This is a genomic window from Leptothrix discophora (assembly GCF_030705305.1).
Classification (GTDB): domain Bacteria; phylum Pseudomonadota; class Gammaproteobacteria; order Burkholderiales; family Burkholderiaceae_C; genus Sphaerotilus; species Sphaerotilus discophorus.
Genome location: NZ_JAUZEE010000004.1, coordinates 361,715 through 386,744, shown reverse-complemented (window position 1 = coordinate 386,744; position 25,030 = coordinate 361,715). Strand labels below are relative to the sequence as shown.

The window sequence follows — 25,030 nt, the reverse complement described above, 5'->3', positions numbered from 1 at the left end:
TTGCCACCCTTCCTTCGGAGACAACACCCATGTCGATCACCTACAAGCACATCGTTGCCGGGCTCTCCCTGGCCTTTGGCGGCCTGGCTGGCGCGCAAGCGGCCACCCTCACCATCTCTTGCGGCAACAACGCTGCCGACGTCGAGTTCTGCGGCAAGTTCGCGGAAGAGTGGGGCCAGAAGAACGGCCACACGGTCAAGATGTACACGCCGCCGGCCAGCACGACCGACAACCTGGCGCTGCTGCGCCAGCAGTTCGCGGCCAAGTCGTCCGACCTCGACGTCATCATGATCGACGTGGTCTGGCCGGGCGTCATCAAGGACCACCTGGTCGACCTGAAGAAGTACAGCAAGGGCGTCGAGAAGGATCACTTCCCGGCGATCGTGGCCAACAACACCGTGGACGGCAAGCTGCTGGGCATGCCCTGGTTCACCGACGCTGGCCTGCTGTTCTATCGCAAGGACCTGCTGGCCAAGCACGGCGTGAAGGTTCCCCAGACCTGGGAAGAACTGGCAGCCGGCGCCAAGAAGATCCAGGACGCCGAGCGCGCGGCCTCGCCGGACTTCCAGGGCTTCGTCTTCCAGGCCAAGGCCTATGAAGGCCTGACCTGCGATGCGCTCGAGTGGGTCGTCAGCTACGGCGGCGGCACCGTCATCGACGCCAAGGGCAACATCACCATCAACAACCCGCAGGCTGCCAAGGCGCTCGACGCCGCTGCCTCGTGGATCGGCACCATCGCCCCGAGCGGCGTGCTGAACTACGGCGAGGAAGACGCTCGCGGCGTGTGGCAGAACGGCAAGGCCGCCTTCATGCGCAACTGGCCGTACGCCTGGTCGCTGGGTCAGGCCGCCGACAGCCCGATCAAGGACAAGATCGGCGTCGCCGCGCTGCCCGCCGGCACCGGCCCGGGTGCCAAGAAGGCCGCCACGCTGGGTGGCTGGCAGCTGGCCGTCAACAAGTACTCGAAGAACGTCGACGCGGCTGCCGCGCTGGCCCTGTACATGTCCAGCGCCGAGATCCAGAAGAAGCGCGCGGTCGGTGGTTCCTACAACCCGACGATCCCGGCCCTGTACAAGGATGCCGACGTCGCCAAGGCCAACCCGTTCATGGTCGAGCTGCTGGACGTCTTCACCAACGCGGCTGCCCGTCCGGCCACCGCGACCGGCCTGAAGTACCCGGAAGTCTCGAACGCCTTCTGGGACGCGACCCACGACGTGCTGTCGAAGAAGACGACCGGTGCCGAGTCGGTCAAGAAGCTCGAAGCCAAGCTCAAGCAGATCAAGAAGGCCAAGTGGTGATCTGTTGAGTGACGCCGCGCCCCTCGGGGCGCAGCTCCGACGGGGCGCCTTCCTTCACCGGCAGCGCCCCGTTCCTGTCTTTGCAGTCGGGACATTCCCATGAAAAACCGCTCGCGCATCGCCTGGACCTTCCTGACCCCGATGCTGATCCTGATGGTGCTGGTGGCCGGCTGGCCGCTCGCGCGTTCGATCTGGTTCAGCTTCACGGACACGAACATCAACAACATCTCCGAGTTCAGCTACGTCGGCTTCGACAACTATTTCTCGGAGTACGGGCTGTTCGGTCTGTCGATCTTCTCGGCCGAGTTCTGGGAGACCGACTGGGGCATCTCGATCAAGAACACGTTCCAGTTCTCGATCGTCTCGGTGGTTCTGGAAACGCTGGCGGGCCTGGGCGTGGCCATGCTGCTGAACCAGGAGTTCAAGGGTCGCGCGCTGGTGCGCACCGCCGTGCTGGTGCCGTGGGCGATACCGACCATCGTGTCGGCCAAGATGTGGGGCTGGATCCTTCATGACCAGTTCGGGCTGATCAACCAGCTGCTGGTCGATTTCGGCTTCATCACGACCAAGATCGCGTTCACCGCCGATCCGGCCTACGCGCTGTGGACGGTCGTGGCGGTCGACGTCTGGAAGACCACGCCCTTCATGGCCCTGCTGTGCCTGGCGGCGCTGCAGACCCTGCCCAAGGACTGCTACGAGGCCGCCCGCGTCGACGGCGTGCATCCGTTGCGCCTGTTCTGGAAGGTGACGCTGCCGCTGATCAAGCATCCGCTGATGGTCGCGGTGATCTTCCGCCTGCTCGACGCGCTGCGCGTGTTCGACCTCATCTTCGTGCTGACGTCCAACAGCGGCAGCACCATCAGCATGTCGGGCTTCGTGCGCCGCGACATGGTCGACAACGGCAACCTGGGTTCCGGCTCGGCCGCGTCGACGTCGCTGACGCTGATCATCTTCCTGTCGGCGCTGCTGTTCATGCGTGCGGCCCGGGTGAAGCTCAACGAGGAGTCCAACTGATGAACAAGCGTCCTCTCTGGGGCTCGGTCGCGATCTACTTCTTCGCGTTCCTCGTGGTCGTGATCTCTGTCTACCCCTTCCTCTACACCGTCACGACGTCGTTGAAGACCGGCACGGCGCTGTTCAGCACCAGCCTGCTGCCGACCGAGCCGACGCTCTACAACTACATCGCGCTGTTCCAGGGCAAGCAGCCCTTCGGCACGCAGCTGGGCAACTCGATCATGGTGGCCACCATCACGGTGGTGATCTCCATGTTCATGGCCATCACGGCGGCCTATGCGCTGGGGCGCATCAACTTCAAGGGCAAGAGCGCGCTGCTGCTGGCGATCCTGGCGGTGTCGATGTTCCCGCAGGTGGCGGTGCTCTCGGGCATGTTCGAGCTGATGCAGTCGCTGGGCCTGTACAACCGCTCGATCGGCCTGGTCGTGCCCTACACGGTCTTCACGCTGCCCTTCACGGTCTGGATGCTGACCACCTTCATGCGGGGCCTGCCCAAGGAGCTGGAAGAGGCCGCGATCATGGACGGCTGCGGACCGATGCGGATCATCTTCGAGGTCTTCATGCCGCTGCTCGCGCCGGCGCTGGTCTCGACCGGCCTGCTCGCCTTCATCGGCGCGTGGAACGAGTTCCTGTTCGCGCTGACCTTCGTCACCGACGACTTCCGCCGCACGGTGCCGGTGGGCATCTCGATGATCTCGGGCGCGACCGCCTACGAGATCCCCTGGGGCTCGATCATGGCCGCCTCGGTCATCGTGACCGTGCCGCTGGTGATCCTGGTGCTGGTGTTCCAGCAGAAGATCGTGTCGGGCCTGACGGCTGGCGCGGTCAAGGGCTGAACGAAGGTCCATGCCCCGCCACGCAGCCCGGTCCCCGGGCCAGGCTGCGCGGGCGACGGCAAGTTTGAGGAAGTACCCGGCATGACCAAGGCGAGCAACAGTGGCTGGTGGCGCGGCGGCGTGATCTACCAGATCTACCCGCGCAGTTTCCAGGACAGCAACGGCGACGGCATCGGCGACCTGCCTGGCATCACGCGCCGGCTGGACCACATCGCCGCGCTCGGGGCGGACGGCATCTGGCTGTCGCCCTTCTTCAAGAGCCCGATGAAGGACTTCGGCTACGACATCAGCGACTACTGCGATGTCGACCCGATGTTCGGCACGCTGTCCGACTTCAAGGCGCTGGTGATGCGGGCCCACGCGCTGGGCCTGAAGGTGATGATCGACCAGGTGTATTCGCACACCAGCGACCAGCACCCGTGGTTCAAGGAAAGCCGCGCCAGCCGCGACAACGCCAAGGCCGACTGGTACGTCTGGGCCGATGCCCGCGACGACGGCAACCCGCCCAACAACTGGCTGAGCATCTTCGGCGGCAGCGCCTGGCAGTGGGACACCCGGCGTCGCCAGTACTTCCTGCACAACTTCCTCACCAGCCAGCCGGACCTGAACTTCCACAACCCGGAGGTCCAGCAGGCCGTGCTGGACTCGGTGAAGTTCTGGCTCGACTTCGGCGTCGACGGCTACCGGCTCGACGTCGTCAACTTCTACTTCCACGACCGCCAGCTGCGCAGCAACCCCGGCCGTGGCATGCCCGACGGCAGCGACCCGGCGGTCAGCCCGGTCAACCCGTATGCCTGGCAGTGGCACCACTTCGACAAGAGCCAGCCGGAGAACCTGGTCTTCCTGCAGCGCCTGCGCGCGCTGGTCGACCAGTACCCGGACACGACCATGGTCGGCGAGATCGGCGATGACGACGGCCTGGCCCGCGTCGCCGAATACACGGGCGGCGGCGACAAGCTGCACATGGCCTACTGCTTCGACCTGCTCGGCGAACCCCACGGCGCGACCTACCTGCACGGCGTCTTCACGCGCTTCAACCAGGTCGTGGGCAGCGGCTGGCCGTGCTGGGCCATCACCAACCACGACATCCCTCGCGTGGCCACGCGCTGGGGCGGCGCACACCCGCCGGCCGGCCTGCTGAAGGCCGCCGCCGCGCTGCAGCTGAGCCTGCGCGGCACGGCCTGCCTGTACCAGGGTGACGAACTCGGCCTGCCCGAGGCCGAGATCGCCTTCGAGGACCTGCAGGACCCCTACGGCATCGCGATGTGGCCCGACTACAAGGGCCGCGACGGCTGCCGCACGCCGATGGCCTGGGAGTCGGCCGCGCCCGACCTCGGCTTTGGTGCGGCGGGCAGCACGACCGCGCCGTGGTTGCCGGTGGCCGAGCCGCACCGCGCGCTCGCGGCCGACCGCCAGCGCGGCCAGTCCGGCTCGGTCTACGAGACCTACCGCGCGCTGCTGGCCTGGCGGCGCGGCGTGCCGGCGCTGATCCACGGCGACATGACGCTGCTGTCCGCCCATCCGCAGGTGCTGGCCTTCGTGCGCGAGCATGCCGGCGAGCGCGTGCTGTGCGCCTTCAACCTGTCCGACGCGGCCGTGAACTGGCGCGCCGATGCGGCCGCCGGCCCGATCGGCGCGGTCCTTGCTGACAGCGGTGTGCGCGGCGCGGCCGTGCAGGGCGACGCGGTCGCCTTCGAACCCTGGGGCGTGCTGTTCGCCCGGCTGGGCTGAGGCGGCGCACCCGCCACCACGTCCTGCCCGGCATCCCGCGCCCCGCAACCACCTGAACGAATCACCATGAGCAGTTCCAAGACCCCCGTGATCGCCAAGGCCCCCAACAACGCGTGGTGGCGCAGCGGCGTGATCTACCAGATCTACCCGCGCAGCTGGCAGGACAGCAACGGCGACGGCATCGGCGACCTGCCGGGCATCACGCGCCGCCTCGACCATGTGGCCAGGCTCGGCGCCGACGCGATCTGGCTGTCGCCGATCTTCACGAGCCCGATGAAGGACTTCGGCTACGACGTCAGCGACTACAACGACATCGACCCGATGTTCGGCACGCTGGCCGACTTCAAGGCGCTGGTGATGCGGGCCCACGCGCTGGGCCTGAAGGTCATCATCGACCAGGTCCTTTCGCACTGTTCGGACCAGCATCCGTGGTTCAAGGAAAGCCGCTCCAGCCGCGACAACGCCAAGGCCGACTGGTTCGTCTGGGCCGATGCGAAGGACGACGGCACGCCGCCCAACAACTGGCTCAGCGTCTTCGGCGGCAGCTCCTGGCAGTGGGACACCCGGCGCCGCCAGTACTACCTGCACAACTTCCTGGCCAGCCAGCCGGACCTGAACTTCCACAACCCGGCGGTCCAGGAGGCGCTGCTCGCCTCGGTCAAGTTCTGGCTCGACTTCGGCGTCGACGGCTACCGGCTGGACGCGATCAACTTCTGCTTCCACGACGCCGAGCTGCGCAGCAACCCCGGCCTCGGCGAGCCCGACGCATCCAACCCCACGGTCGCCTCGACCAACCCCTACGCCTGGCAGCAGCACGTCTACGACCGCAGCCGGCCGGACGCGCTGGGCTTCCTGCAGCGCATCCGTGCGCTGGTCGACCAGTACCCCGACACGACCATGGTCGGCGAGATCGGCGACGAGTCCGGCATGTTGATGGTGGCCCAGTACACCGCCGACTTCGACAAGCTGCACATGGGCTACTGCTTCGACCTGCTGGCACCCGACGGCAGCGCGACCTACGTGCGTGGCGTGATCGCCAAGTTCGAGGGCGTCGCGCCGACCGCCGACAAGGGCTGGGCCTGCTGGGCCCTGTCCAACCACGACTGCGTGCGCTTCGCCTCGCGCTGGAACACCGGCTTCGACGCCACGACCCAGGCCGCGATGGTGCGTGCGGCCGCCGCGCTGCAGCTGAGCCTGCGCGGCAGCGTCTGCATCTACCAGGGCGACGAGCTGGGCCTGCCCGAGGCCGACATCGCCTTCGAGGACCTGCAGGACCCCTACGGCATCACCATGTGGCCGGACTTCAAGGGCCGCGACGGCTGCCGCACCCCCTTCCCCTGGGAAGCGGCCGGCCAGGACCTGGGCTTCAGCCCGGCAGGTGCCACGGCCAAGCCCTGGCTGCCGGTCAGCCCGGCGCACCAGGCGCTGGCGGTCGACGTGCAGGAGGCCGATGCCGACTCGACGCTGCATGCCTATCGCCGCCTGCTGGCCTGGCGCAAGACCCAGCCGGCGCTGCTGCAGGGCTCGCTGGCGCTGATCGGCGACGACGCACAGGTGCTGGCCTTCGTGCGCGAGCACGCTGGCGAACGCCTGCTGTGCGCCTTCAACCTCAGCGCGAAGCCGGCTTCGTTCGCGCTCGATGCCACCACGGCCGTGGCCGAGGTCCTGTCCGGCAGCGGTGCGCGTGGCGCCTCGCTGCAGGGCTCGACCCTGGCCTTCGAGCCTTTTGGCGTGCTTTTCGCCCGACTGGCCTCCAAGGCTGGCTGACCTTCGCAACCTCTCGTCCAACCCACCACGCTCGCCATGTCACGCATCGACTTCAAGCAGATCTGCAAGCGTTATGCCCCCGGCCTGCCGCTGACCATCAACAACGCCAACCTCACCATCGAGAAGGGCGAGTTCTGCGTCTTCGTCGGGCCTTCGGGCTGCGGCAAGTCGACGCTGCTGCGCATGGTCGCAGGCCTGGAGGACATCACCTCCGGCGACCTGGCCATCGGCGGCCGCCGCGTCAACGACCTCGAACCGGCGCAGCGCGGCGTCGCGATGGTGTTCCAGAGCTATGCGCTCTACCCGCACATGACGGTGGCCGAGAACATGGCCTTCGGCCTGCGCGTGCTGGGCTCGGACAAGATCGCGATCGAGAAGAAGGTCAAGCGCGCGGCCGAGATCCTGCAGCTCACGCACCTGCTCGACCGCCTGCCCAAGCAGCTGTCGGGCGGCCAGCGCCAGCGCGTGGCCATCGGCCGCGCCATCGTCAAGGAGCCCGAGGTCTTCCTGTTCGACGAGCCGCTGTCCAACCTGGACGCCGCGCTGCGCGTGCAGACCCGCCTGGAGATCGCCAAGCTGCACCACGACATCGGCACGGCCAGCATGATCTACGTGACGCACGACCAGGTCGAGGCGATGACGCTGGCCGACAAGATCGTGCTGCTGCGTGCCGGCAAGTCGGTCGAGGAATCCGGCAGCGTGGCCCAGTTCGGCTCGCCGATGGACCTGTACCACCGGCCGCAGAACCTGTTCGTGGCCGAGTTCATCGGCAGCCCGAAGATGAACGTGCTGCCCGGCAAGCTGGTGCGTGCCGAGGCCGACCATGCGGTCGTCGAGGTTCACGGCGAGCAGGTCACCGCGGCGGTCGACGCCCGCGCCGCCAAGCCCGGTGACGTGATCTCGCTGGGCATCCGCCCCGAGCACCTGCTCACGGGCAACGAGGGCGCCGGTGCCGCGCTGCATGCCTCGGTGCGCCAGCTCGAGCGCCTGGGCGACTCGTCGATGCTGTACCTCGACATCGCCGCCGACGCGCCGATGGCGACGCTGCGGGTCGAGGGCCACTCCGGCGCACATGCCGGCGACCAGATCACGCTGCGCGTGCGGGCCGAGCATTGCCACCTGTTCGACTCGAACGGCCAGGCCTTCCGCCGCACCGTCGAACTGCCGGCCTGATCCAGCCTGATCCGGCCTGATCTGGCCTGATCTGGCCTGATCCGCGGCGGGCCGGCCGGCCCGCTGCGGACCCATCCCGCACAGCCGCCCTCCGGCGCAGACACACGGGCCACCCGTTCCCGTGCGTGTGCGCTCGCCTTCCCGTCATCGACTTCGACCGCAAGCAGGAGCCGCCGTCATGAAAACTCCCTGGTGGAAATCCAGCGTCGTCTACCAGATCTACCCGCGCAGCTTCTGCGACAGCAACGGTGACGGGATCGGCGACCTCAAGGGCATCACCTCCAAGCTCGACCACCTGCAGGCGCTCGGCGTCGACGTGGTCTGGCTGTCGCCGGTCTACCGTTCGCCGCAGGACGACAACGGCTACGACATCAGCGACTACCGCGACATCGCGCCCGAGTTCGGCACGCTGGCCGACTTCGACGAGATGCTCGCGGCCATGCACGCGCGCGGCATCAAGCTGGTGATGGACCTGGTGGTCAACCACAGCTCCGACGAACACGCCTGGTTCCAGCAGGCCCGCACGAGCCGCGACAACCCGTACCACGACCACTACATCTGGCGTGAGCCCCGCATCGGCGCCGATGGCCGGCCGGGCCAGCCGACAAACTGGGAAGCTGCTTTCAGCGGCTCGGTGTGGGAATGGAACGAGCCGACCGGCGAGTACTACCTGCACATGTTCAGCCGCAAGCAGCCCGACCTGAACTGGGAGAACCCGGCGCTGCGCCAGGAGGTCTATGCGCTGATGCGCTTCTGGCTCGACCGCGGCGTGGACGGCTTCCGCATGGACGTCATCAACATGATCTCCAAGCCCTGGCGCGAGGACGGCAGCCTGCCCGACGCGCCGGTGGTGCGCGAGGGCTTCCTGCAGCCGGGCTTTGCGCTGACCTGCAACGGCCCGCGCCTGCTGGAGTTTCTGCGCGAGATGCGCCACGAGGTGCTCGACCACTACGACACGCTGACCGTGGGCGAGGCGCCCATGGCCACGACCCGGCAGGGCCGCGAGATCTCCGACCCGGTCGACGGCGCGCTCAACATGCTGTTCCAGTTCGAGCACATGGACCTCGACAGCCAGCCGGGTGATCCGCGCGGCAAGTGGGCCCTGAAGACGCTCGACCTGCGCGACCTCAAGCGCACCATGGCGCGCTGGCAGGACGAGCTGCACGGCTGCGGCTGGAACAGCCTCTACCTGAGCAACCACGACCAGCCGCGGCCGGTCTCGCGTTTCGGCGACGACGGCGAGCACCGCGTGCGCTCGGCCCAGATGCTCGGCACCTGGCTGCACCTGCACCAGGGCACGCCCTATGTCTACCAGGGCGAGGAACTGGGCCTGGGCAACGTGCGCTTCCCGGGCATCGAGGACTACCAGGACATCGAGACCCGCAACATGTACCGGGTCGCGACCACCGAGCGTGGCGAGGATCCGGCCGAGCTGATGCGCGCCATCCATGCGAAGAGCCGCGACAACGCCCGCACGCCGATGCCGTGGACCGATGGCCCGAACGCCGGCTTCACCACCGGCACGCCCTGGCTCAAGCTCAACCCGACCTTCCCCGAGATCAACGCCGCGCAGGCGCTGGCCGACGAGGGCTCGGTCTTCCACTACTACCGCCGCCTGATCGCGCTGCGCAAGGCCCATCCGATCGTGGTCGACGGCCGCCACGACCTGCTGCTGGCCGAGCATCCGCAGGTCTACGCCTACACCCGCACGCTCGGCGCCGAGCGCTGGCTGGTGGTGTGCAACTTCAGCGCCGACAGCCCGGTCTTCGAGCTGCCGGCGGACATTCCCGCGTCGCGCTGGGAGACCGTCATCGCCAACATCGCCGAGCCGGCCGGCACGGACCTGCACGCGCTGCCGCTGCGGCCGTGGGAGGCCCGCGTCATCCGGCTGCTCGGCTGATTGCCAGACGGTTCCCAGGCTCCCCGCACGCACGCAACCCCGATCCCATCGATGAAGGAAGGACCCGCCGTGGCCAAGAACACCTCATCCGCCGCCCCCGCGCCAGCGGCCCCCACCCTCGCTGTACCCGCACCCGTTGCCCCCGCGCCGGTCGCCGGCGTGAGCGTGGCGACCTTCGCCCATCCCGACGCGCGGGTCCAGCGCGCCCATGCCGCCGTCGCCAGCGCCCATGCGCGCGACCCGCTGTGGCCCGGCTACGCGCGTCGCCTGCAGCAGCACCTGGGCACGCTGGTCGGCGAGCTGGCGCCGCTGTACGGTGACCGGCCCGACTTCGAGCCCTTCCTGACCCGGCTGCTGCAGACCTGCTGGAAGTCCTGGCATGCCCGTCCAGCCGACCTGCGCTCGCTCGACGAACGCCGCGAGGCCGAGCCCGACTGGTTCCAGTCGCACCGCATGGTCGGCGGCGTCTGCTATGCCGACCTGTACGGTGGCAACCTGCGCGGCATCGAGGCGCAGATCCCGTACTTCAAGTCGCTGGGGCTGACCTACCTGCACCTGATGCCGCCCTTCCTGTGCCCGGAGCCGCACAACGACGGCGGCTACGCGGTCAGCAGCTACCGCGACGTCAAGCCCAGCCTGGGCCACATCGACGACCTGCGCCGGCTGGCGCAGAAGCTGCGCGACGAGGGCATCTCGCTGGTGCTGGACTTCGTCTTCAACCACACCAGCGACGAGCATGAATGGGCCCGCGCGGCACTGGCCGGCGATGCCCGCCACAAGGCGTTCTTCTACATCTTCGAAGGCCGCGAGCAGCCCGACGCCTACGAGCGCACGCTGCGCGAGATCTTCCCCGACGAGCATCCCGGCGCCTTCAGCCCGCTGCCCGACAACCGCTGGGTCTGGACCACCTTCCACAGCTACCAGTGGGACCTGAACTACGCGAACCCGGACGTCTTCGACGCGATGGCCGGCGAGATGCTTTACATCGCCAACCTCGGCGTCGAGTTCCTGCGCATGGATGCGGTGGCCTTCATCTGGAAGCGCCTGGGCACGTCCTGCGAGAACCTGCCCGAGGCGCACCAGCTGCTGCGGGCCTACAACGCGGTGGCCCGCATCGCCGCGCCGGCCATGCTGTTCAAGAGCGAGGCCATCGTCCACCCGGACGACGTGGTGAAGTACATCGATCCGGCCGAGTGCCAGATCTCCTACAACCCGCTCCAGATGGCGCTGCTGTGGAACACGCTGGCCACGCGCGAGGTCAACATGCTGCAGAAGGCGCTGGCCGAGCGCCACCACCTGCCGCAGCACACCGCCTGGGTCAACTACGTGCGCAGCCACGACGACATCGGCTGGACCTTCGCCGACGAGGACGCGATCCAGCTGGGCATCCACGGCTTCGACCACCGCACCTTCCTGAACCGCTTCTACGTCAACCGCTTCCCCGGCAGCTTCGCGCGTGGCGTGCCCTTCCAGGACAACCCCACCACCGGCGACTGCCGCATCAGCGGCACGGCGGCCTCGCTGTGCGGGCTGGAGCAGGGCGACCCGCATGCGGTCGCGCGCATGCTGCTGCTCTACGGCGTGGCGCTGTCCTCGGGCGGCATCCCGCTGATCTACCTGGGCGACGAGTTCGGCGCGCTCAACGACATGGGCTATCTGCAGGACCCGGGCAAGGCCGGCGACAGCCGCTGGGTCCACCGGCCGGCGCGCGACGTGACGCGCTGGGAGCAGCGGCTCGATCCGGCCAGCGACGCCGGACGGATCTTCGCGGGCCTGTCGCACCTGATCCGGCTGCGCCAGCACCTGCCCTCGTTCGGCGGCGGGCGGCTGACGCCGTTCTGGTCGGGCAATCCGGCCGTGCTGGGCTACCTGCGCAGCGGGGAGGGCCAGTCCGGTGGCGGCAACATCCTCGTGCTGGCCAACTTCAGCGAGAAGGAACAGGTCGTCGCGGCGCGGGTGCTCTCGGGCATGCCGGGCGCGGCGGCCGACCTGATCGCGCAGAACGGCCATGACCTGCGCAGCGACCTGACGCTGGCGCCCTACCAGATGGTCTGGCTGGACTGCCGTCGCGGCTGAGTCCACGGCGCCGTCGCGGCGCCTGCACCGTCCCCACGCCGTACCCTCGCCGTACCCCTGTTCCACCGTTCCGAACCCATACTGCGCGCCCCCTCGCACATAACACCGCCGGAGACTGCCATGCTCGATGCCGCCACCCTTGCCGCCCTGATGCAGGGCGATCACGGTGACCCCTTCGCGGTGCTCGGCCTGCACCCGCTGGGTGCCGACCCGGCCACCGACGGCTGGGTGCTGCGCGTGCTGCTGCCCGGCGCCGCCGGCATCACCGCGCTGAAGCGCGACGGCGGCACGCCGATCGCCGAACTCCAGCGCATCCCGGACTCCGACGTGTTCGAGGCCACGCTGCCGGCCAGCGCCGAGCGGCTGGTCTACGTGCTCGACGTCGACTGGGGCACGCACCGCCACGTCATGGAGGACGCCTACCGTTTCGGCTCGCTGCTGGGCGACACCGACCTGTGGCTGCTGGCCGAGGGCACGCACCACCGGCCCTATGAGCAGCTGGGCGCGCACCCGACCGAGATCGGCGGCGTGGCCGGCACCCGCTTCGCGGTCTGGGCCCCGAGCGCGCGGCGCGTGTCCATCGTCGGCGCCTTCAACAACTGGGACGGCCGCCGCCACATGATGCGGCTGCGGCGCGAGTGCGGCGTCTGGGAGATCTTCGTGCCGCATGCCGGCCCGGGCGACCTCTACAAGATCGAGCTCAAGGGCGCGGACGGCCACCTGCACGTCAAGTCCGACCCGGTCGGCTTCCGCGCCGAGATGCGTCCGCAGACCGCCTCGATGATCCACGGCCTGCCGCCGAAGGTGCCGTCCAACCCGGCCCGCCGCGAGGCCAACTCGATGAAGGCGCCGATCTCGGTCTACGAGGTCCACCTCGGCTCCTGGCGCAGCAACGAGCGCGGCGAGTGGCTGACCTACCGCGAGATCGCCGACCAGCTGGTGCCCTACGCGCTCGACATGGGCTTCACCCACCTGGAGCTGCTGCCGGTGCACGAGCACCCGTTCGACGGCTCCTGGGGCTACCAGCCGACCGGCCTGTACGCGCCGACCTCGCGCTTCGGCTCGCCGGAGGACTTCCGCTACTTCGTCGCCAAGGCCCACGAGGCCGGCATCGGCGTGATCCTCGACTGGGTGCCCGGCCACTTCCCGACCGATGCCCACGGCCTGGGCAAGTTCGACGGCAGCCACCTCTATGAGCACGCCGATCCGCGCGAGGGCTTCCACCAGGACTGGCAGACGCTCATCTACAACTACGGCCGCACGGAGGTGCGCAACTTCCTCGTCGGCAACGCGCTGTACTGGCTGGAGCGCTTCGGCGTCGATGGCCTGCGCGTGGACGCGGTCGCCTCGATGCTCTACCGCGACTACAGCCGCAAGGACGGCGAGTGGATCCCGAACCGCTGGGGTGGCCGCGAGAACCTCGAAGCGATCGACTTCATGCGCCGCATGAACCACATCGTCGGCACCCAGCGCGAGGAAGCCATGACGGTGGCCGAGGAATCGACCGCCTTCCCCGGCGTCTCGCGCCCGCCCAGCCCGGACCTGCAGGCCGGCGGCCTGGGCTTCCACTTCAAGTGGAACATGGGCTGGATGAACGACACGCTGCGCTACATGCAGCAGGACCCGGTCCACCGCAAGTACCACCACGGCCAGATGACCTTCGGCCTGGTCTACGCCTTCAGCGAGAACTTCATGCTGCCGCTCTCGCATGACGAGGTGGTGCACGGCAAGGGCTCGATCCTGGCGCGCATGCCCGGCGACGAGTGGCAGCGCTTCGCCAACCTGCGCGCCTACTACGGCTTCATGTGGGGCCACCCCGGCAAGAAGCTGCTGTTCATGGGCTGCGAGTTCGGCCAGGGCACCGAATGGAACGCGAACACCGCGCTGCCGTGGCACATGCTCGACTATCCGATGCACCAGGGCGTGCAGCGCTGGGTGCGCGACCTCAACCGGGTCTACCGCCACCACGGTGCGCTGCACCAGCGCGACGTCAGCCCGGACGGCTTCCAGTGGCTCAGCCACGACGATGCCGAGAACTCGGTGCTGTCCTTCGTGCGCTGGGGCGACGACGGCACGCACGTCGTCGTGGTCTGCAACTTCACGCCGGTGGTGCGCGAGAACTACCGCATCGGCGTGCCGCAGGCCGGCAGCTACCGCGAGCTGATCAACAGCGACGCCCAGGTCTACGGCGGCAGCGGCGTGCAGAACCCCGTGCGCCAGACCGAGGCGACGGCGCTGCACGGCTGCGCCCAGTCGCTGTCGCTGACCATCCCGCCGCTGGCCACCGTGATGTTCGTGGTCGAGGCCCCGGCCGCCTGATCCCGGCTGCGATCCTGCCTTGGCCTGCCGGGCCCGGCGCTTGCATGCACCGGTTCGGCGAACGAACGACTCGCCGCCCCCGCAGGCGAGCGCCTGCTTGCGGTTTCGAAGCCCGCCTGTAACTGAGAGGATGCGAAACTCCCGCAGTGAGGGTTAACCCTTGATCAATGGGAGACATCCATGACGGCAAACACCCAGGCAGCCCGCCGCCCGGCCGGCGCCGAAGCCGACCGCCAGGCCTCCACGCACCCTTCGGTCACCGCGGTCCCGACCGCGACCCCGCCCACGGAGGCCGCCTCGGCCCTTCCCGCGTCCGCCGCCACCTCGGCCTTCGCGCCGCTCGACCTGATCGAGCCCGCACCGGCCGATGCCGCGCCGCCGGCCGACCCGCTCGCGGGCTGGGTCGAGCAGGCCCGCCAGATCATCCTGTCGCGCCAGGACCCGGTCACCGGCCTGCTGCCGGCCAGCACCGCCATCACGGTGCACGGCGACTACACCCATGCCTGGGTGCGCGACAACGTCTACAGCATCCTCGCGATCTGGGCCCTCGAACTGGCCCACCGCGAGCGCGATCCGGCCCTGTCGGCCGAGTTGCGCGAGCGGGTCGAGGCGCTGATGCGCGGCTTGCTCGCCGCGATGATCAAGCAGGCCCACAAGGTCGAGCGCTTCAAGCACAGCCAGCATCCGCTCGATGCCCTGCACGCGAAGTACGCCACCACCACCGGCGATCCGGTGGTCGGCGATGCCGAGTGGGGCCACCTGCAGATCGACGCCACCGCGATCTTCCTGCTGCAGCTCGCGCAGATGAGCGCCAGCGGCCTGTCCATCGTGCGTGAACCGCATGAGGTCGCCTTCGTGCAGAACCTCGTGCACTACCTGGCCCGCGCCCACCGCACGCCCGACTACGGCATCTGGGAGCGCGGCCACAAGCAGAACCAGGGCCGCGCCGAGATCAACGCCAGCTCGGTGGGCATGGCCAAGGCCGCGCTGGAGGCGATCGCCGACGCCGACCTGCTGCCCGGCCTGGCGCCGCGCATCCTCGTCCAGGGCGACGACATCGCGCATGCCCGCAGCACGCTGGCCGCGCTGCTGCCGCGCGAGTCCGAGAGCAAGGAGACCGACGCCGCGCTGCTGTCGGTGATCGGCTACCCGGCCTTCGCGGTCGACGACCCCGAGCTGATCGAGGCGACCCGCTCGCGCATCGTCGCCAAGCTGCAGGGCCGCTATGGCTGCAAGCGCTTCCTGCGCGACGGCCACCAGACCGTCGTCGAGGACCACAGCCGGCTGCACTACGAACAGGGCGAGCTGCAGCGCTTCCGCCGCATCGAGAGCGAGTGGCCGCTGTTCTTCACCTACCTGCTGATCGACGCCCGGCTGCGCGAGGACACGGCCCAGGCGGCCGACTACCGTGAGCGGCTCGACGCGCTGATGGTCGAGCGCGACGGCCAGCGCCTGCTGCCCGAGCTGTACGTCGTGCCGGCCGAACACATCGAGGCCGAACGCGAGTCCCCGCACAGCCAGGACCGCGTGCCCAACGACAACGTGCCGCTGGTCTGGGCCCAGAGCCTCTACCTGGTCGGCGCGCTGCTGCAGGAAGGCTGGGTCCGGCCGGAGCAGCTCGACCCGCTGAACCGGCAACGTGCGCTCGATGCATTGAAAGGATCGACGCCCGTCGCGGCGCTCGACGGCGAGGCGGCGGCCCAGGAGTCCTCCGCCCCGCCCGCCCCGCAGGCCACCGTCCAGCTGGCGCTGCTGGCCACCGATCCGCTGGTGCAGGCCCGGCTGGCCGTGCACGGCATCCAGGCCCAGACGCTGACCGAGGTCCGTCCGCTGGTCGAGGTCCGCTATGCCGACGAACTGGACGGCCTGCTGACCCACCTGGGCCGCTGGAACGACCTGGGCCTGAGCGGCCGGCCGCTGCAGCGCCTGGGCGCGCTGGCCACCAGCAAGGTCTACCGCCAGGGCGGGCGCACCACCGTCTTCCTGCCCTCGCTGTTCAACCGCCAGGGCTTCTACCTGGGCCTGGACAACGGCCTGCTGATCGACGAGATGCAGGCCGAGATCGCCTGGCTGGGCCGCCATGCGCGCCACCTGCCGTGGGCGGTCGATGCGCGGGTCGCCGCCGACGACGCCACGCCGTTGCGCGTGCTGCGCCGCGAGCGCCGGCCGACCCGTCCGCTGATGGTCGTGCTGATCACCCAGCCCATGCTGGACACGCGCGGCGCGGACAGCCTGCTGGCCTGGCTGCGCAACCTGCAGGGCCCGCCAGCGGACAGCGAGGCGGGTCGCGCCGCAGCGGGTGCGCTGAAGGTCGGCCCGCTGGCCGAGCTGCTGCCGCGCACGGCGGTCTGCACCGCCGACCACCTGCCGGCGCTGCCGGCCCAGCCGCGCTCGGCGCCCGACACCGGCGCCGTCGCCGCTGCCGTGCTGCACTGGGAAGAGGCGGCGACCCGGCCGCTCAGCCCTGCCCGCGCGGCCGCACTGGAGCGTGAGCACGACCCGTCCTTCCACCAGCGCCTGCTGGCCCGCAGCCGCAACCCCTACGAGCAGATCGAGGTGCTGTCGCTGCTGTCGCAGCGGTGGGGGCTGGACGCGCGTTCGTCGCTGGGCGGCACCGTGCGCGAGCTGGCCGAGGCGATCTATGCGCGCGCCGGTGCCGAACGCCGCTGGGGCGTGCTGCGCCGCGCGGCGGCGGTGCTCGACATCCAGGACGAGACGCTGGAGGACGCCGTCTCGCAGATCGTCGGCCGCGGCAAGCAGGTCTCGCTGGGTCGTGCCTACGACGTGCAGGCCATCATCGCGTCGCCGCTGGGCAATGCCGAGCTGTTCGAGCGGCTGCGCCGCTTCGGCGGCGACGATGCCCGCGCGCGGTTGCTGATCCAGGAACTCGTGCTGCTGCTGGGCACCATGATCAAGGCCGACCCCGGCCTGTTCAAGGGCACGCTGACGCTGCGGCCCTGGTACCTGCTGCTGCTGATCACCGGCCGGCTGGCGCTGGAACACGCGATCAGCCAGGCCGAGGCCTTCGACCACCTGCTCGACTGCAGCCCGCAGGCCCTGATGGCGCGGCTGCGCGAGGTCATCGCGCGCGAGCAGGAGATGGGCCGCGATCTCGTCCGGCTGCAGTCGCTGCAGGTCCACGAGACCGGCGACGGCGAGACCGCGCTGGTGGCGGTCGACTTCTCGGCCTCGCACGACCCGGCGCTGCCCGAGGACGTGCCCGGCTGGCTGGCCTGGCGCGAGCTGAGCGGCGTGCTCACCCGCGTGCCCGGCGACTTCCACGAGCGCATCTGGGCGCTGCTGCGGCAGGTCCCGGGGCTGGTCATCGGCGACCAGCTCGACGCCCGCAACCGGCTCGACAGCACGCTCGCGCGGGCCGACAGCACGCCGGGCGAACGCGGCTTCGCGCTGCAGGTGGAGGACCTGCTCGAAAAGATCCAGGCACCGGAATACCGCCAGCTCACGATCGAGGCGCTGCTCGCGCTCAGCGACATCTTCCGTGCCAACGCCGACCTGCGGCTGGGCAGCTGGCTGGTGATGGACGTGCTGATCGGCATCGCCGTGCGCCTGGGCTGGCAGGAACGCCGCATCGGTCACGTCGCCGCCGACTACAACGAGCACCGCGCCCAGGCCTGGACCGAGTTCTATGCCAACCCGCCCCACCGCGTCGCCAACCTCGTGATGGCGGCGGTGAGCTACCTGGTGGCGCAGGCGAGGGAGGAGGCGGCGGAGGCGGCGGCTGCTGCGGAGAAGTTGGCGGCGGAGAACACCGCGGCCGAGCCGGCGGCTGGCAGGGACGGGGACGCCATCGCGGCGGCTGACGGGTCCGAGGAGCCGACGGCCGTGTCGCCCCCGATCATGGATGGGCCGGCTGACGAGCCGGGACCGGCGGCGTTGACCGATCGATGAAGCACGCCCGTCGGTTCCACGACGGCGGTGTGCCGCTCAGTGGTAGTCCTGCTCCAGCTGGTGCCTGATCGCCAGGACGACCACCGTCGTCGGGCTGGCGATCTCGTAGAGCACCACATAGCCGCTGGCACCTGCCGGCACGATCAGCTCGCGACGCGTGGGGCTCTGACCGGCCTTGCGGAAGCTGAAGGGCGTCGAGGACAGCTGGTGCCTGTAGGTGGCCCGCACCGAGTCGATCGTGAGCTGCGCCTTCTCCAGGTCCTCCAGGGTCTCGACCCGGTCAAGCAGGAAGTCCAGCAAACGGATGAGGTCTTCTTCGGCAGCGTCGGTGATCCGGACGCTGAAGGTCATCTTTCGAGTTGCCTGCGTCTGGCATCGACCTTGGCCTGCAAGGCATCCAGCACCTCGTCGGCCGACTTGGAGCGGCCCGTGGCCAGGTACTGTTCCCAGGCCGCCTGTCCCCTGGCGTGGAAACGGGTCTGGACTTGCCGGAAGGCCAAGGCAGATCGGACCGCCGCCTCGACGAATTCGGACAGGGTCTCTCCCTCGCGCAAGGACGTGTCGAGTTCGGTTCGCAATTCCGGTTCGACCCGGACCTGAGGGATGACGGCCGTCTTCATGGGTCGCAGTGTATTGCGCATGCGTTACGCCGCCATCATGGAACGTCCAGCGTCCGCCCCTGCTCGGCACTTCTCATCGCCAGGTCCATCACCTGCATCGTCAGCAAGGCCGACTCGGGCGTGACCGGGTTGGGGGCGCCGTCGCGGATGGCGTCGCGGATGCCGGCGTAGTAGGCCGGGTAGTCGCCGCGCAGGCGGGGCAGGGCGACGGGGTCGCGCGGGGCGCGGGTGTTGGCGGGCTGCGGCAGGTGCGGCGCGGCGTCGCGCCAGTCCATCCAGCGCAGCGCGCGCGGGTCCTCGCCCCAGCCGGGTGCGCCGGGCGGCAGGTCGAGCTTGAGCTGGTCTTCCTGCACGTCCAGCCCTTCGGAGACCAGGCTGCCGAGCTGGCCGTGGACCTCGAAGCGCGGCGCGGGCAGGGCGGCCAGGCGGGTGCAGTGCAGCACCACGCGCCGGGCCGGCTGCGCGTAGCCCAGCGTCACCTGGGCCAGGTCGACCGCCTCGCTGCCGTCGCGCAGGATGGCCAGGTCGCCGGTCACCGTGTCGGGCGGGCCGAACAGGCACAGCGCCTGGTCGACCAGGTGCGGGCCGAGGTCATACCAGAGCCCGGAACCGGGCCCCGCCCGCTCGCGCCAACGGTCGCGCGGGATCGGGTCGTAGCGGTCGAAGCGCGAGACGACCTCGCGCACCTCGCCCAGCAGGCCGGCGGCGAGGTGGGCCTGCACGGTCAGGAAGTCGCCGTCCCAGCGCCGGTTGTGGAAGACCGAGAGCAGCTGGCCGCGCTCGCGCGCCAGCGTCACCAGGTCCTCGGCCTCGTCGAGCGTGACCGTGAAGGGCTTGTCGATCACCACGGCCTTGCCCGCCAGCAGCGCGGCGCGCGCCAGCGGGTGGTGGCTGTCGTTGGGCGTGGCGATGACGACCAGGTCGATGCCCTCGGCGGTCGCGGCGGCGACGTAATCGGGCTCGACCCGTACGCCCGGCCAGCGCGCCTGCAGCGCGGCCGGATCACCGGAGGAGGCGATCAGCGCCAGCCGCAGGCCCGGCGTCGCCGCGATCAGCGGCGCATGGAAGGTGCGGCCGACGTAGCCGTGGCCGATCAGCGCGACCTGCAAGGGGGTGTTCATGTCCGGGGCTGCTCCAGGCGAGGGACGCGATGTCGGCGCCACAAAGACCAAGGGCCGGCATAAGCCGGCCCTTGGGGTCTGATGGTGGGCGGTCAGGCCGCCCTCAGCCTGCCTGCATCGCTGCGGGCAGGCCGGTCATCAGAAGGTGTAGTTCACGCGCAGAGCAGCGCCCGACACGGTCTTCAGGCCCGACGAGCGGCTGGACGAAACGGCCGGGGTGATGGTCGCGCCGGTATTGAACAGCGGCAGGCTGTAGGCAGCGTAGACCGTGGTCTGCTTGACGTTGCCGGTCTTGTCGGAGATCAGCGCCACGCCGGCCGGGCCGAACACGCCAACCACGCCATACGACGAGCTCTTGGTGTCGGTGGTCTTGTTCTTGCCCGAAGCGGCGTTCAGGTTGACGGTGCCGCCAGCCAGGGGCAGGCCGACGGTGCCGCCGAAGCCTTCAAACTTTTCCTGTGCAGCAGCAGCGGAAGCAGTGATGGCACCAGTCGTGGGATCCAGCGAGAACACGCCGCCAGCCGTGGCGTTGGTCTGGCCGCTTTCGAAGCCGACCTTCACCGAAGCGGGACCAACGTTGAACGACACGGCCGGACGGATGCCCTTCACGGCGCCGTCAGCTTTCGACTCAACCACGCCCACTTCCAGGCTGGCGACGCCCAGGTTGGCCGTCAGGGCCAGGTGAGCAACGCTGCCAGCGGTACGACCGCGCAGCGAGTTGGCGCGGTAACCGACGGTGGCGGTGGGGTCGGCGAAGGCGACAGCGCTCTCGACGTAGACGTCCTTGCCAACCGGGAACAGGTCAGCAGCTTCGAAGCGGCCGAACTTGACGTCGAATGCGGAGGTGCCGATCTGGCCCCACATGTCGTCGGTGCCGGTCGTGCCGTCCTTCTTGATCAGCAGCGAGCAGCAACGAAGCCTGCATCACCACCGGCCTTGCCGCCGACATTGAATTCGACGCGGCCGCCTTGGCTGACGCCACGGCTTTGGTTGCCGAACTTGGTGTCCAGTTCCAGGTTGGCATCCATCGTGGCAGCAGCGAAAGCCGGGGCAGCGATGACGGCGGCCATGACGGCGCTCAGCTTGATGAAACGTTGCATTCGAGTTTCTCCTCTCGGGTTGCGAAAATTGGCCGCGAGCCGGCCGTGGGTGAACGGGGGTAAATCCAAGTTCGAGGTGAACTGTATCTGCGTGCGGCTTTTAGGCAATCGATTCGTTGCGTGGAAGCCACTTTGCAAACTGGATGTCATTCTGGGGTGCACCAGTTTCTTTCCCGAAACCAGTGCGTGTTGCACCGCAATATTTCAGCGGGTTACTTTGCATGCACATGATTTGTGCGCCGCATCGTCAAGAGGGATCCAGGAGGGCTCCAAGCGGGATTTCCCCAGGCGCTGCGGCGCCAGCGTCACGGACTAGGCCGTGAGCAGAAAAAAGGACGCAAACGGTTGCGTCCCGTCAAGCGTTGCGCTTGGGTGTAAACCCCGGTCCTCTCGATGTCGCGGTTACGCGACGGTACCGGCGATGGCCCGATTCAGGGGGTCTTCAACATCCACTCGTGGGCCGGGTCATTCTTGAAATGCCACAGCCGGCCGGGGCCGGCCATGACGTTCAAGTAATAGAGGTCGTAACCGTGCGGTGCCACGCATGGGTGATAACCCTTGGGAACCATGACCACGTCGTGGTCCTCGACCGCGCAGGACTCGTCGATGCTGCGGTCGTCGGTGTAGACGCGCTGGAAGGCGAAGCCTTGCGGCGGGTTGATCCGGTGGTAATACGTCTCTTCGAGCAGGGTTTCCTCGGGGGGCACGTCGCGGTCGTGCTTGTGCGGCGGGTAGCTGCTGGAATTGCCACCCGGCGTGATGACCTCGACGACCAGCAGGTGGTCGGCCGACGGGTCGTCCTGCGGCAGGATGTCGCAGACGTGGCGCGTGTTGCTGCCCTGGCCGCGCGAACTGAGCCGCATGGCGCGGCCGTCGATGCGCTTGACCGGGTGGCCGGCGCCCTCGCCCTTGTACGGCGCGGTGCACAGCGCGACCTCGGCGGTACGGCTGGCGACGATCTTGACCGACGCGCCGCCCGGCACGTAGATCGCGTCCGGCGGGCCGTCGAACACGCTGTCGCGCTGGCCGAGGCCCGCATGCAGGGTGCCGTCGACGCGCACGTCGACCGTCCCGGTCAGCACGACGACGCACAGCTCGCGCGTGCCGGTGGCCAGCCGCTCGGTGTCGCCGGCGGCCAGCCGCAGCGCCTTGAAGCCGACGTGTTTCCAGCCGGCCGAGGCCGGGGTGACTTCACAGATCTCGCGGCCCGGACGGGCCTTGACGAGCAGGGACATGGCGTTTCCTCCGGGACGGCTGGGGTGGCTCAGGCGGCGAGCCGGTCGACGATGGCCTTGAGCGTGCGGTAGCCCTTCTGGGCGTACGCATAGCTCGGCGCGACGGCCGGGTCCTGTTCGGCCTCGACCACCAGCCAGCCTTCGTAGCCGGCCGCATGCAGCGTCGACAGCACGGCGTCGAAGTCGATCACGCCGTCGCCGGGCACGGTGAAGGTGCCGTTGATGACGCCGGTCAGGAAGCTCCAGCCGTCGTTGCGGGCCTGGCCGATGACGGGCGGGCGCACGTCCTTGCAGTGGACGTGCACGACGCGCGCGAGGTGCTTCTTGAGCAGCGCGACCGGGTCGGCGGCGCCGCCGTACCAGGCATGGCCGGTGTCGAACAGCAGGAAGACCTTGGCCGGATCGGTCAGCGCCATCAGCTGGTCGATGTCGGCCGGCGACTCGACGTAGGCGCCCATGTGGTGGTGGTAGGCCAGGCGGATGCCGTAGGTCTTGAGCAGGTGCTCGCCGAAGGCGTTCAGCCGCTCGGCATAGGCCTGCCACAGCGCGGCGCTGGCGAAGCGCGGGCGCTTGCCCACGGGGGTGTCGATCTGGCCCTGGATGGTGCCGGCGCACTCGCCGTAGACCACCACGTTGCAGCCGTTGTGTTGCAGCTTGGCCATGTGGGCGGCGCAGCGCCCGATCTCGGCGGCGACCGCCTCCTCGTTGCTCTGGCCGGGCGCGACCTCGGCCAGGAAGCCGGAATACCAGCCCGAGACGCAGGCCACGCCGAACTCGTCGAGCTTGGCCTTCAGGGCGGGGCCTTCCTTGGGGAACTTGTTGCCCAGTTCGAAGCCGACGTAGCCGATCTCGGCGCCTTCGCGCAGCGCGGTCTCCAGCGGGGTCTCGCCGCCCAGCGAGGGCAGGTCGTCGTTCATCCAGGAAATGGGGTTGATGCCGATGCGGACGTTCCAGCTCATGTCGGTGCTCAGTCTTGAAGGAGGGGGTGAAGTGTCGGGGAAGGTGAAAACCGTTCAGAGCCGCTGGCCCTGCTTGCCGTCGACGTAGCGGCCATGGGCGGCGTCGACGTCCGGGCGGCTCGAGACCTCGGGGATCGCGACCTCCCACCAGCAGCCGCCGGGCGAGGTGCGGTGGTGGGTGGTGTCGATCACGATGACCTGGGTCTTGCTGGCGGCGCGGGCCCGGACCATGGCCGCCTTCAGCTCGGCGACGCTGCCCACATGGACCGCGTCCGCGCCCATCGAGCGGGCGTGCATCGCGAAGTCCAGCGTGCTGCGCTCGCCGGCCTCGGCGGTGCAGTCGTCGAGCATGTTGTTGAAGCCGGGCACGCCCGAGGCGCGCTGCAGGCGCTCGATGCAGCCGTAGCCGCGGTTGTCGAGCACGACCACGATCAGCTTGCGGCCCAGCAGCACCGAGCTGGCCAGCTCGGAGTTCATCATCATGTAGGAGCCGTCGCCGACCATCACGATGACCTCGCGCTCGGGCGCGCCGATCTTGGCGCCCAGGCCGCCGGCGATCTCGTAGCCCATGCACGAGTAGCCGTATTCCATGTGGTAGCCGCCCGGTGCGCGGGCCCGCCAGAGCTTGTGCAGCTCGGCCGGCAGCGTGCCGGCGGCGCAGACCACGATGTCCTTCGTGCCGCTGTCGCCGCCCGCGTCATCGAGCGAGTCGCGCACCGCGCCGATCACCTCGGCGTCGTAGGGCAGCACGCCGGGCTGCGGCGCGGCGGTGGTGATCTGCTGGATCCAGGCCTGGCCGGCGGCGGCCTGCTCGCGTGCCTGCGCGGTCCAGCCGGCATCGGCCGACCAGCCGGCGCCGTCGGACAGGCCGGCGCTCAGGGCCTGCAGGCCGAGGCGGGCATCGGCGACCAGGCTGGCGCCGCTCCACTTGCCGGCGTCGTAGGGCTGCACGTTCAGGCTCAGCAGCCGGGCCTGCGCGAACAGCGCATGCGAGCCGGTGGTGAAGTCCTGCAGCCGGGTGCCGACCGCCAGCACGACGTCGGCCTGGCGGGCCATCCCGTTGGCGACCTGCACGCCGTCGACGCCGATCGCGCCGAGGTTGAGCGGGTGGTCCCAGGCCAGCGCGCTCTTGCCGCCGTGCGACTCAACCACCGGCACGCCGTGCGTGTCGGCGAAGGCGCGCAGCGCGTCCCAGGCCTGGCTGTAGAGCACGCCGCCGCCGGCCACGATCAGCGGCCGGCGCGAGGTCTTCAGCAGCGCGATGGCGCGCGCCAGCTCACCGGCATCGGCCGGCGGGCGACGCCAGCGGATCACCTCGGGCTGGAGGAAGCTCTCGGGGCAGTCGAAGGCCTCGGCCTGCACGTCCTGCGGCAGGGCCAGGCAGACGGGGCCGCAGTTGGCCGGGTCGGTCATGACCTGGATGGCGCGCGGCAGCGCGGTCAGGATCTGCTCGGGCCGGGTGATGCGGTCGAAGTAGCGCGTGACCGGGCGGAAGCAGTCGTTGGCGCTCAGGTCGCCCTGGCCGAAGGACTCGATCTGCTGCAGCACCGGGTCCGGCGCTCGGGTGGCGAAGGTGTCGCCCGGCAGCAGCAGCATCGAGATGCGGTTGACGTGCGCCACGGCCGCCGCGGTGACCAGGTTGGTCGCGCCCGGGCCGATCGAGGTGCTGACCGCCAGGATGCGCTGGCGGAAGTTGGCCTTGGCATAGGCCACGGCGGCCAGCGCCATGCCCTGCTCGTTGTGGGCCCGCCAGGTCGGCAGCACCGCACGCTGCTCGTACAGGGCCTCGCCCAGGCCGGCGACGTTGCCGTGGCCGAAGATGGCGAAGGCACCACCGCAATAGGGCTGGATCTCGGTGCGGCCGTCGGCCGTCGTGACCTCGACGCGCAGCGCGGCGAGGTGGCGCACCAGCGCCTGCGACATCGTGAGTCGGATCGTCTTCATGGTTCGTGCCTCAAGGGGACAGGGCAGG

18 protein-coding genes are annotated in these 25,030 nt (G+C 69.4%); 10 read left to right on the top strand and 8 right to left on the bottom strand.

The window, feature by feature from the left end:
* Nucleotides 1–29 precede the first annotated feature (29 nt).
* From Q8X39_RS10350 to Q8X39_RS10305, 10 genes are all read left to right on the top strand, one after another.
* On the top strand, nucleotides 30–1,298 hold the full coding sequence (locus Q8X39_RS10350; RefSeq protein WP_305749581.1) for an ABC transporter substrate-binding protein: 1,269 nt from the start codon (nucleotides 30–32) through the stop codon (nucleotides 1,296–1,298).
* A 99-nt stretch (nucleotides 1,299–1,397) separates the two neighbouring features.
* Nucleotides 1,398–2,312 carry a carbohydrate ABC transporter permease gene (locus Q8X39_RS10345; protein ID WP_305749580.1) on the top strand — a complete coding sequence of 305 codons (915 nt, stop codon included), beginning with the start codon at nucleotides 1,398–1,400 and terminating at the stop codon, nucleotides 2,310–2,312.
* Nucleotides 2,312–3,148 (top strand): carbohydrate ABC transporter permease, encoded by an 837-nt coding sequence (locus tag Q8X39_RS10340; RefSeq protein WP_305749579.1) that lies wholly within the window; start codon nucleotides 2,312–2,314, stop codon nucleotides 3,146–3,148. The genes Q8X39_RS10345 and Q8X39_RS10340 overlap by 1 nt, the downstream gene beginning before the upstream one ends.
* Nucleotides 3,149–3,229: 81 nt before the next feature.
* Nucleotides 3,230–4,879 carry an alpha-glucosidase family protein gene (locus Q8X39_RS10335; protein WP_305749578.1) on the top strand — a complete coding sequence of 550 codons (1,650 nt, stop codon included), beginning with the start codon at nucleotides 3,230–3,232 and terminating at the stop codon, nucleotides 4,877–4,879.
* 66 nt (nucleotides 4,880–4,945) lie between these two features.
* Nucleotides 4,946–6,646, top strand: a complete 1,701-nt coding sequence (locus Q8X39_RS10330) for an alpha-glucosidase family protein (protein ID WP_305749577.1) — start codon at nucleotides 4,946–4,948, stop codon at nucleotides 6,644–6,646.
* Between the two features lie 36 nt (nucleotides 6,647–6,682).
* Nucleotides 6,683–7,819 (top strand): ABC transporter ATP-binding protein, encoded by a 1,137-nt coding sequence (locus Q8X39_RS10325; RefSeq protein WP_305749576.1) that lies wholly within the window; start codon nucleotides 6,683–6,685, stop codon nucleotides 7,817–7,819.
* Between the two features lie 178 nt (nucleotides 7,820–7,997).
* A complete protein-coding gene (locus tag Q8X39_RS10320) occupies nucleotides 7,998–9,719 on the top strand; it encodes a glycoside hydrolase family 13 protein (protein ID WP_305749575.1) in 1,722 nt (573 codons plus the stop codon).
* Nucleotides 9,720–9,788: 69 nt separating this feature from the next.
* Nucleotides 9,789–11,795, top strand: coding sequence for an amylosucrase (locus Q8X39_RS10315; protein ID WP_305749574.1), 2,007 nt, complete (start codon nucleotides 9,789–9,791; stop codon nucleotides 11,793–11,795).
* Nucleotides 11,796–11,915: 120 nt separating this feature from the next.
* Entirely contained in the window at nucleotides 11,916–14,114 is a 2,199-nt protein-coding gene (gene glgB, locus Q8X39_RS10310) for a 1,4-alpha-glucan branching protein GlgB (RefSeq protein ID WP_305749573.1), read from the top strand.
* A 180-nt stretch (nucleotides 14,115–14,294) separates the two neighbouring features.
* On the top strand, nucleotides 14,295–18,023 hold the full coding sequence (locus Q8X39_RS10305) for a glycoside hydrolase family 15 protein (RefSeq protein WP_305749572.1): 3,729 nt from the start codon (nucleotides 14,295–14,297) through the stop codon (nucleotides 18,021–18,023).
* Between the two features lie 36 nt (nucleotides 18,024–18,059).
* On the opposite strand, the gene Q8X39_RS10300 is transcribed toward Q8X39_RS10305, so the two are convergent.
* From Q8X39_RS10300 to iolD, 8 genes are all read right to left on the bottom strand, one after another.
* Nucleotides 18,060–18,374 carry a type II toxin-antitoxin system RelE/ParE family toxin gene (locus tag Q8X39_RS10300; RefSeq protein ID WP_305749571.1) on the bottom strand — a complete coding sequence of 105 codons (315 nt, stop codon included), beginning with the start codon at nucleotides 18,372–18,374 and terminating at the stop codon, nucleotides 18,060–18,062.
* Nucleotides 18,371–18,643, bottom strand: a complete 273-nt coding sequence (locus Q8X39_RS10295) for a YlcI/YnfO family protein (RefSeq protein WP_305749570.1) — start codon at nucleotides 18,641–18,643, stop codon at nucleotides 18,371–18,373. Before Q8X39_RS10295 ends, Q8X39_RS10300 begins: the two co-directional genes overlap by 4 nt.
* 35 nt (nucleotides 18,644–18,678) lie before the next feature.
* A complete protein-coding gene (locus Q8X39_RS10290; RefSeq protein WP_305749569.1) occupies nucleotides 18,679–19,764 on the bottom strand; it encodes an oxidoreductase in 1,086 nt (361 codons plus the stop codon).
* 138 nt (nucleotides 19,765–19,902) lie between these two features.
* A complete protein-coding gene (locus Q8X39_RS10285) occupies nucleotides 19,903–20,661 on the bottom strand; it encodes a carbohydrate porin (protein ID WP_407067999.1) in 759 nt (252 codons plus the stop codon).
* Nucleotides 20,661–21,059 (bottom strand): hypothetical protein, encoded by a 399-nt coding sequence (locus Q8X39_RS10280; protein WP_305749567.1) that lies wholly within the window; start codon nucleotides 21,057–21,059, stop codon nucleotides 20,661–20,663. Before Q8X39_RS10280 ends, Q8X39_RS10285 begins: the two co-directional genes overlap by 1 nt.
* A gap of 236 nt (nucleotides 21,060–21,295) precedes the next feature.
* Entirely contained in the window at nucleotides 21,296–22,099 is an 804-nt protein-coding gene (gene iolB, locus Q8X39_RS10275) for a 5-deoxy-glucuronate isomerase (protein ID WP_305749566.1), read from the bottom strand.
* 29 nt (nucleotides 22,100–22,128) lie between these two features.
* Entirely contained in the window at nucleotides 22,129–23,058 is a 930-nt protein-coding gene (gene iolE, locus Q8X39_RS10270; protein ID WP_305749565.1) for a myo-inosose-2 dehydratase, read from the bottom strand.
* A 54-nt stretch (nucleotides 23,059–23,112) separates the two neighbouring features.
* Entirely contained in the window at nucleotides 23,113–25,002 is a 1,890-nt protein-coding gene (gene iolD, locus Q8X39_RS10265) for a 3D-(3,5/4)-trihydroxycyclohexane-1,2-dione acylhydrolase (decyclizing) (RefSeq protein ID WP_305749564.1), read from the bottom strand.
* Between the last annotated feature and the right edge of the window lie 28 nt (nucleotides 25,003–25,030).

What these genes read in the sequence shown, in the direction of transcription:
- Q8X39_RS10325 (WP_305749576.1), top strand. Translation starts at nt 6,683, where the DNA reads ATGTCACGCATCGACTTCAAGCAGATCTGCAAGCGTTATGCCCCCGGC.
- glgB (WP_305749573.1), top strand. Translation starts at nt 11,916, where the DNA reads ATGCTCGATGCCGCCACCCTTGCCGCCCTGATGCAGGGCGATCACGGT.
- Q8X39_RS10350 (WP_305749581.1), top strand. Translation starts at nt 30, where the DNA reads ATGTCGATCACCTACAAGCACATCGTTGCCGGGCTCTCCCTGGCCTTT.
- Q8X39_RS10335 (WP_305749578.1), top strand. Translation starts at nt 3,230, where the DNA reads ATGACCAAGGCGAGCAACAGTGGCTGGTGGCGCGGCGGCGTGATCTAC.
- Q8X39_RS10330 (WP_305749577.1), top strand. Translation starts at nt 4,946, where the DNA reads ATGAGCAGTTCCAAGACCCCCGTGATCGCCAAGGCCCCCAACAACGCG.
- Q8X39_RS10295 (WP_305749570.1), bottom strand. Translation starts at nt 18,643, where the DNA reads ATGAAGACGGCCGTCATCCCTCAGGTCCGGGTCGAACCGGAATTGCGA.
- Q8X39_RS10340 (WP_305749579.1), top strand. Translation starts at nt 2,312, where the DNA reads ATGAACAAGCGTCCTCTCTGGGGCTCGGTCGCGATCTACTTCTTCGCG.
- iolE (WP_305749565.1), bottom strand. Translation starts at nt 23,058, where the DNA reads ATGAGCTGGAACGTCCGCATCGGCATCAACCCCATTTCCTGGATGAAC.
- iolD (WP_305749564.1), bottom strand. Translation starts at nt 25,002, where the DNA reads ATGAAGACGATCCGACTCACGATGTCGCAGGCGCTGGTGCGCCACCTC.
- Q8X39_RS10290 (WP_305749569.1), bottom strand. Translation starts at nt 19,764, where the DNA reads ATGAACACCCCCTTGCAGGTCGCGCTGATCGGCCACGGCTACGTCGGC.
- Q8X39_RS10320 (WP_305749575.1), top strand. Translation starts at nt 7,998, where the DNA reads ATGAAAACTCCCTGGTGGAAATCCAGCGTCGTCTACCAGATCTACCCG.
- iolB (WP_305749566.1), bottom strand. Translation starts at nt 22,099, where the DNA reads ATGTCCCTGCTCGTCAAGGCCCGTCCGGGCCGCGAGATCTGTGAAGTC.
- Q8X39_RS10305 (WP_305749572.1), top strand. Translation starts at nt 14,295, where the DNA reads ATGACGGCAAACACCCAGGCAGCCCGCCGCCCGGCCGGCGCCGAAGCC.
- Q8X39_RS10300 (WP_305749571.1), bottom strand. Translation starts at nt 18,374, where the DNA reads ATGACCTTCAGCGTCCGGATCACCGACGCTGCCGAAGAAGACCTCATC.
- Q8X39_RS10345 (WP_305749580.1), top strand. Translation starts at nt 1,398, where the DNA reads ATGAAAAACCGCTCGCGCATCGCCTGGACCTTCCTGACCCCGATGCTG.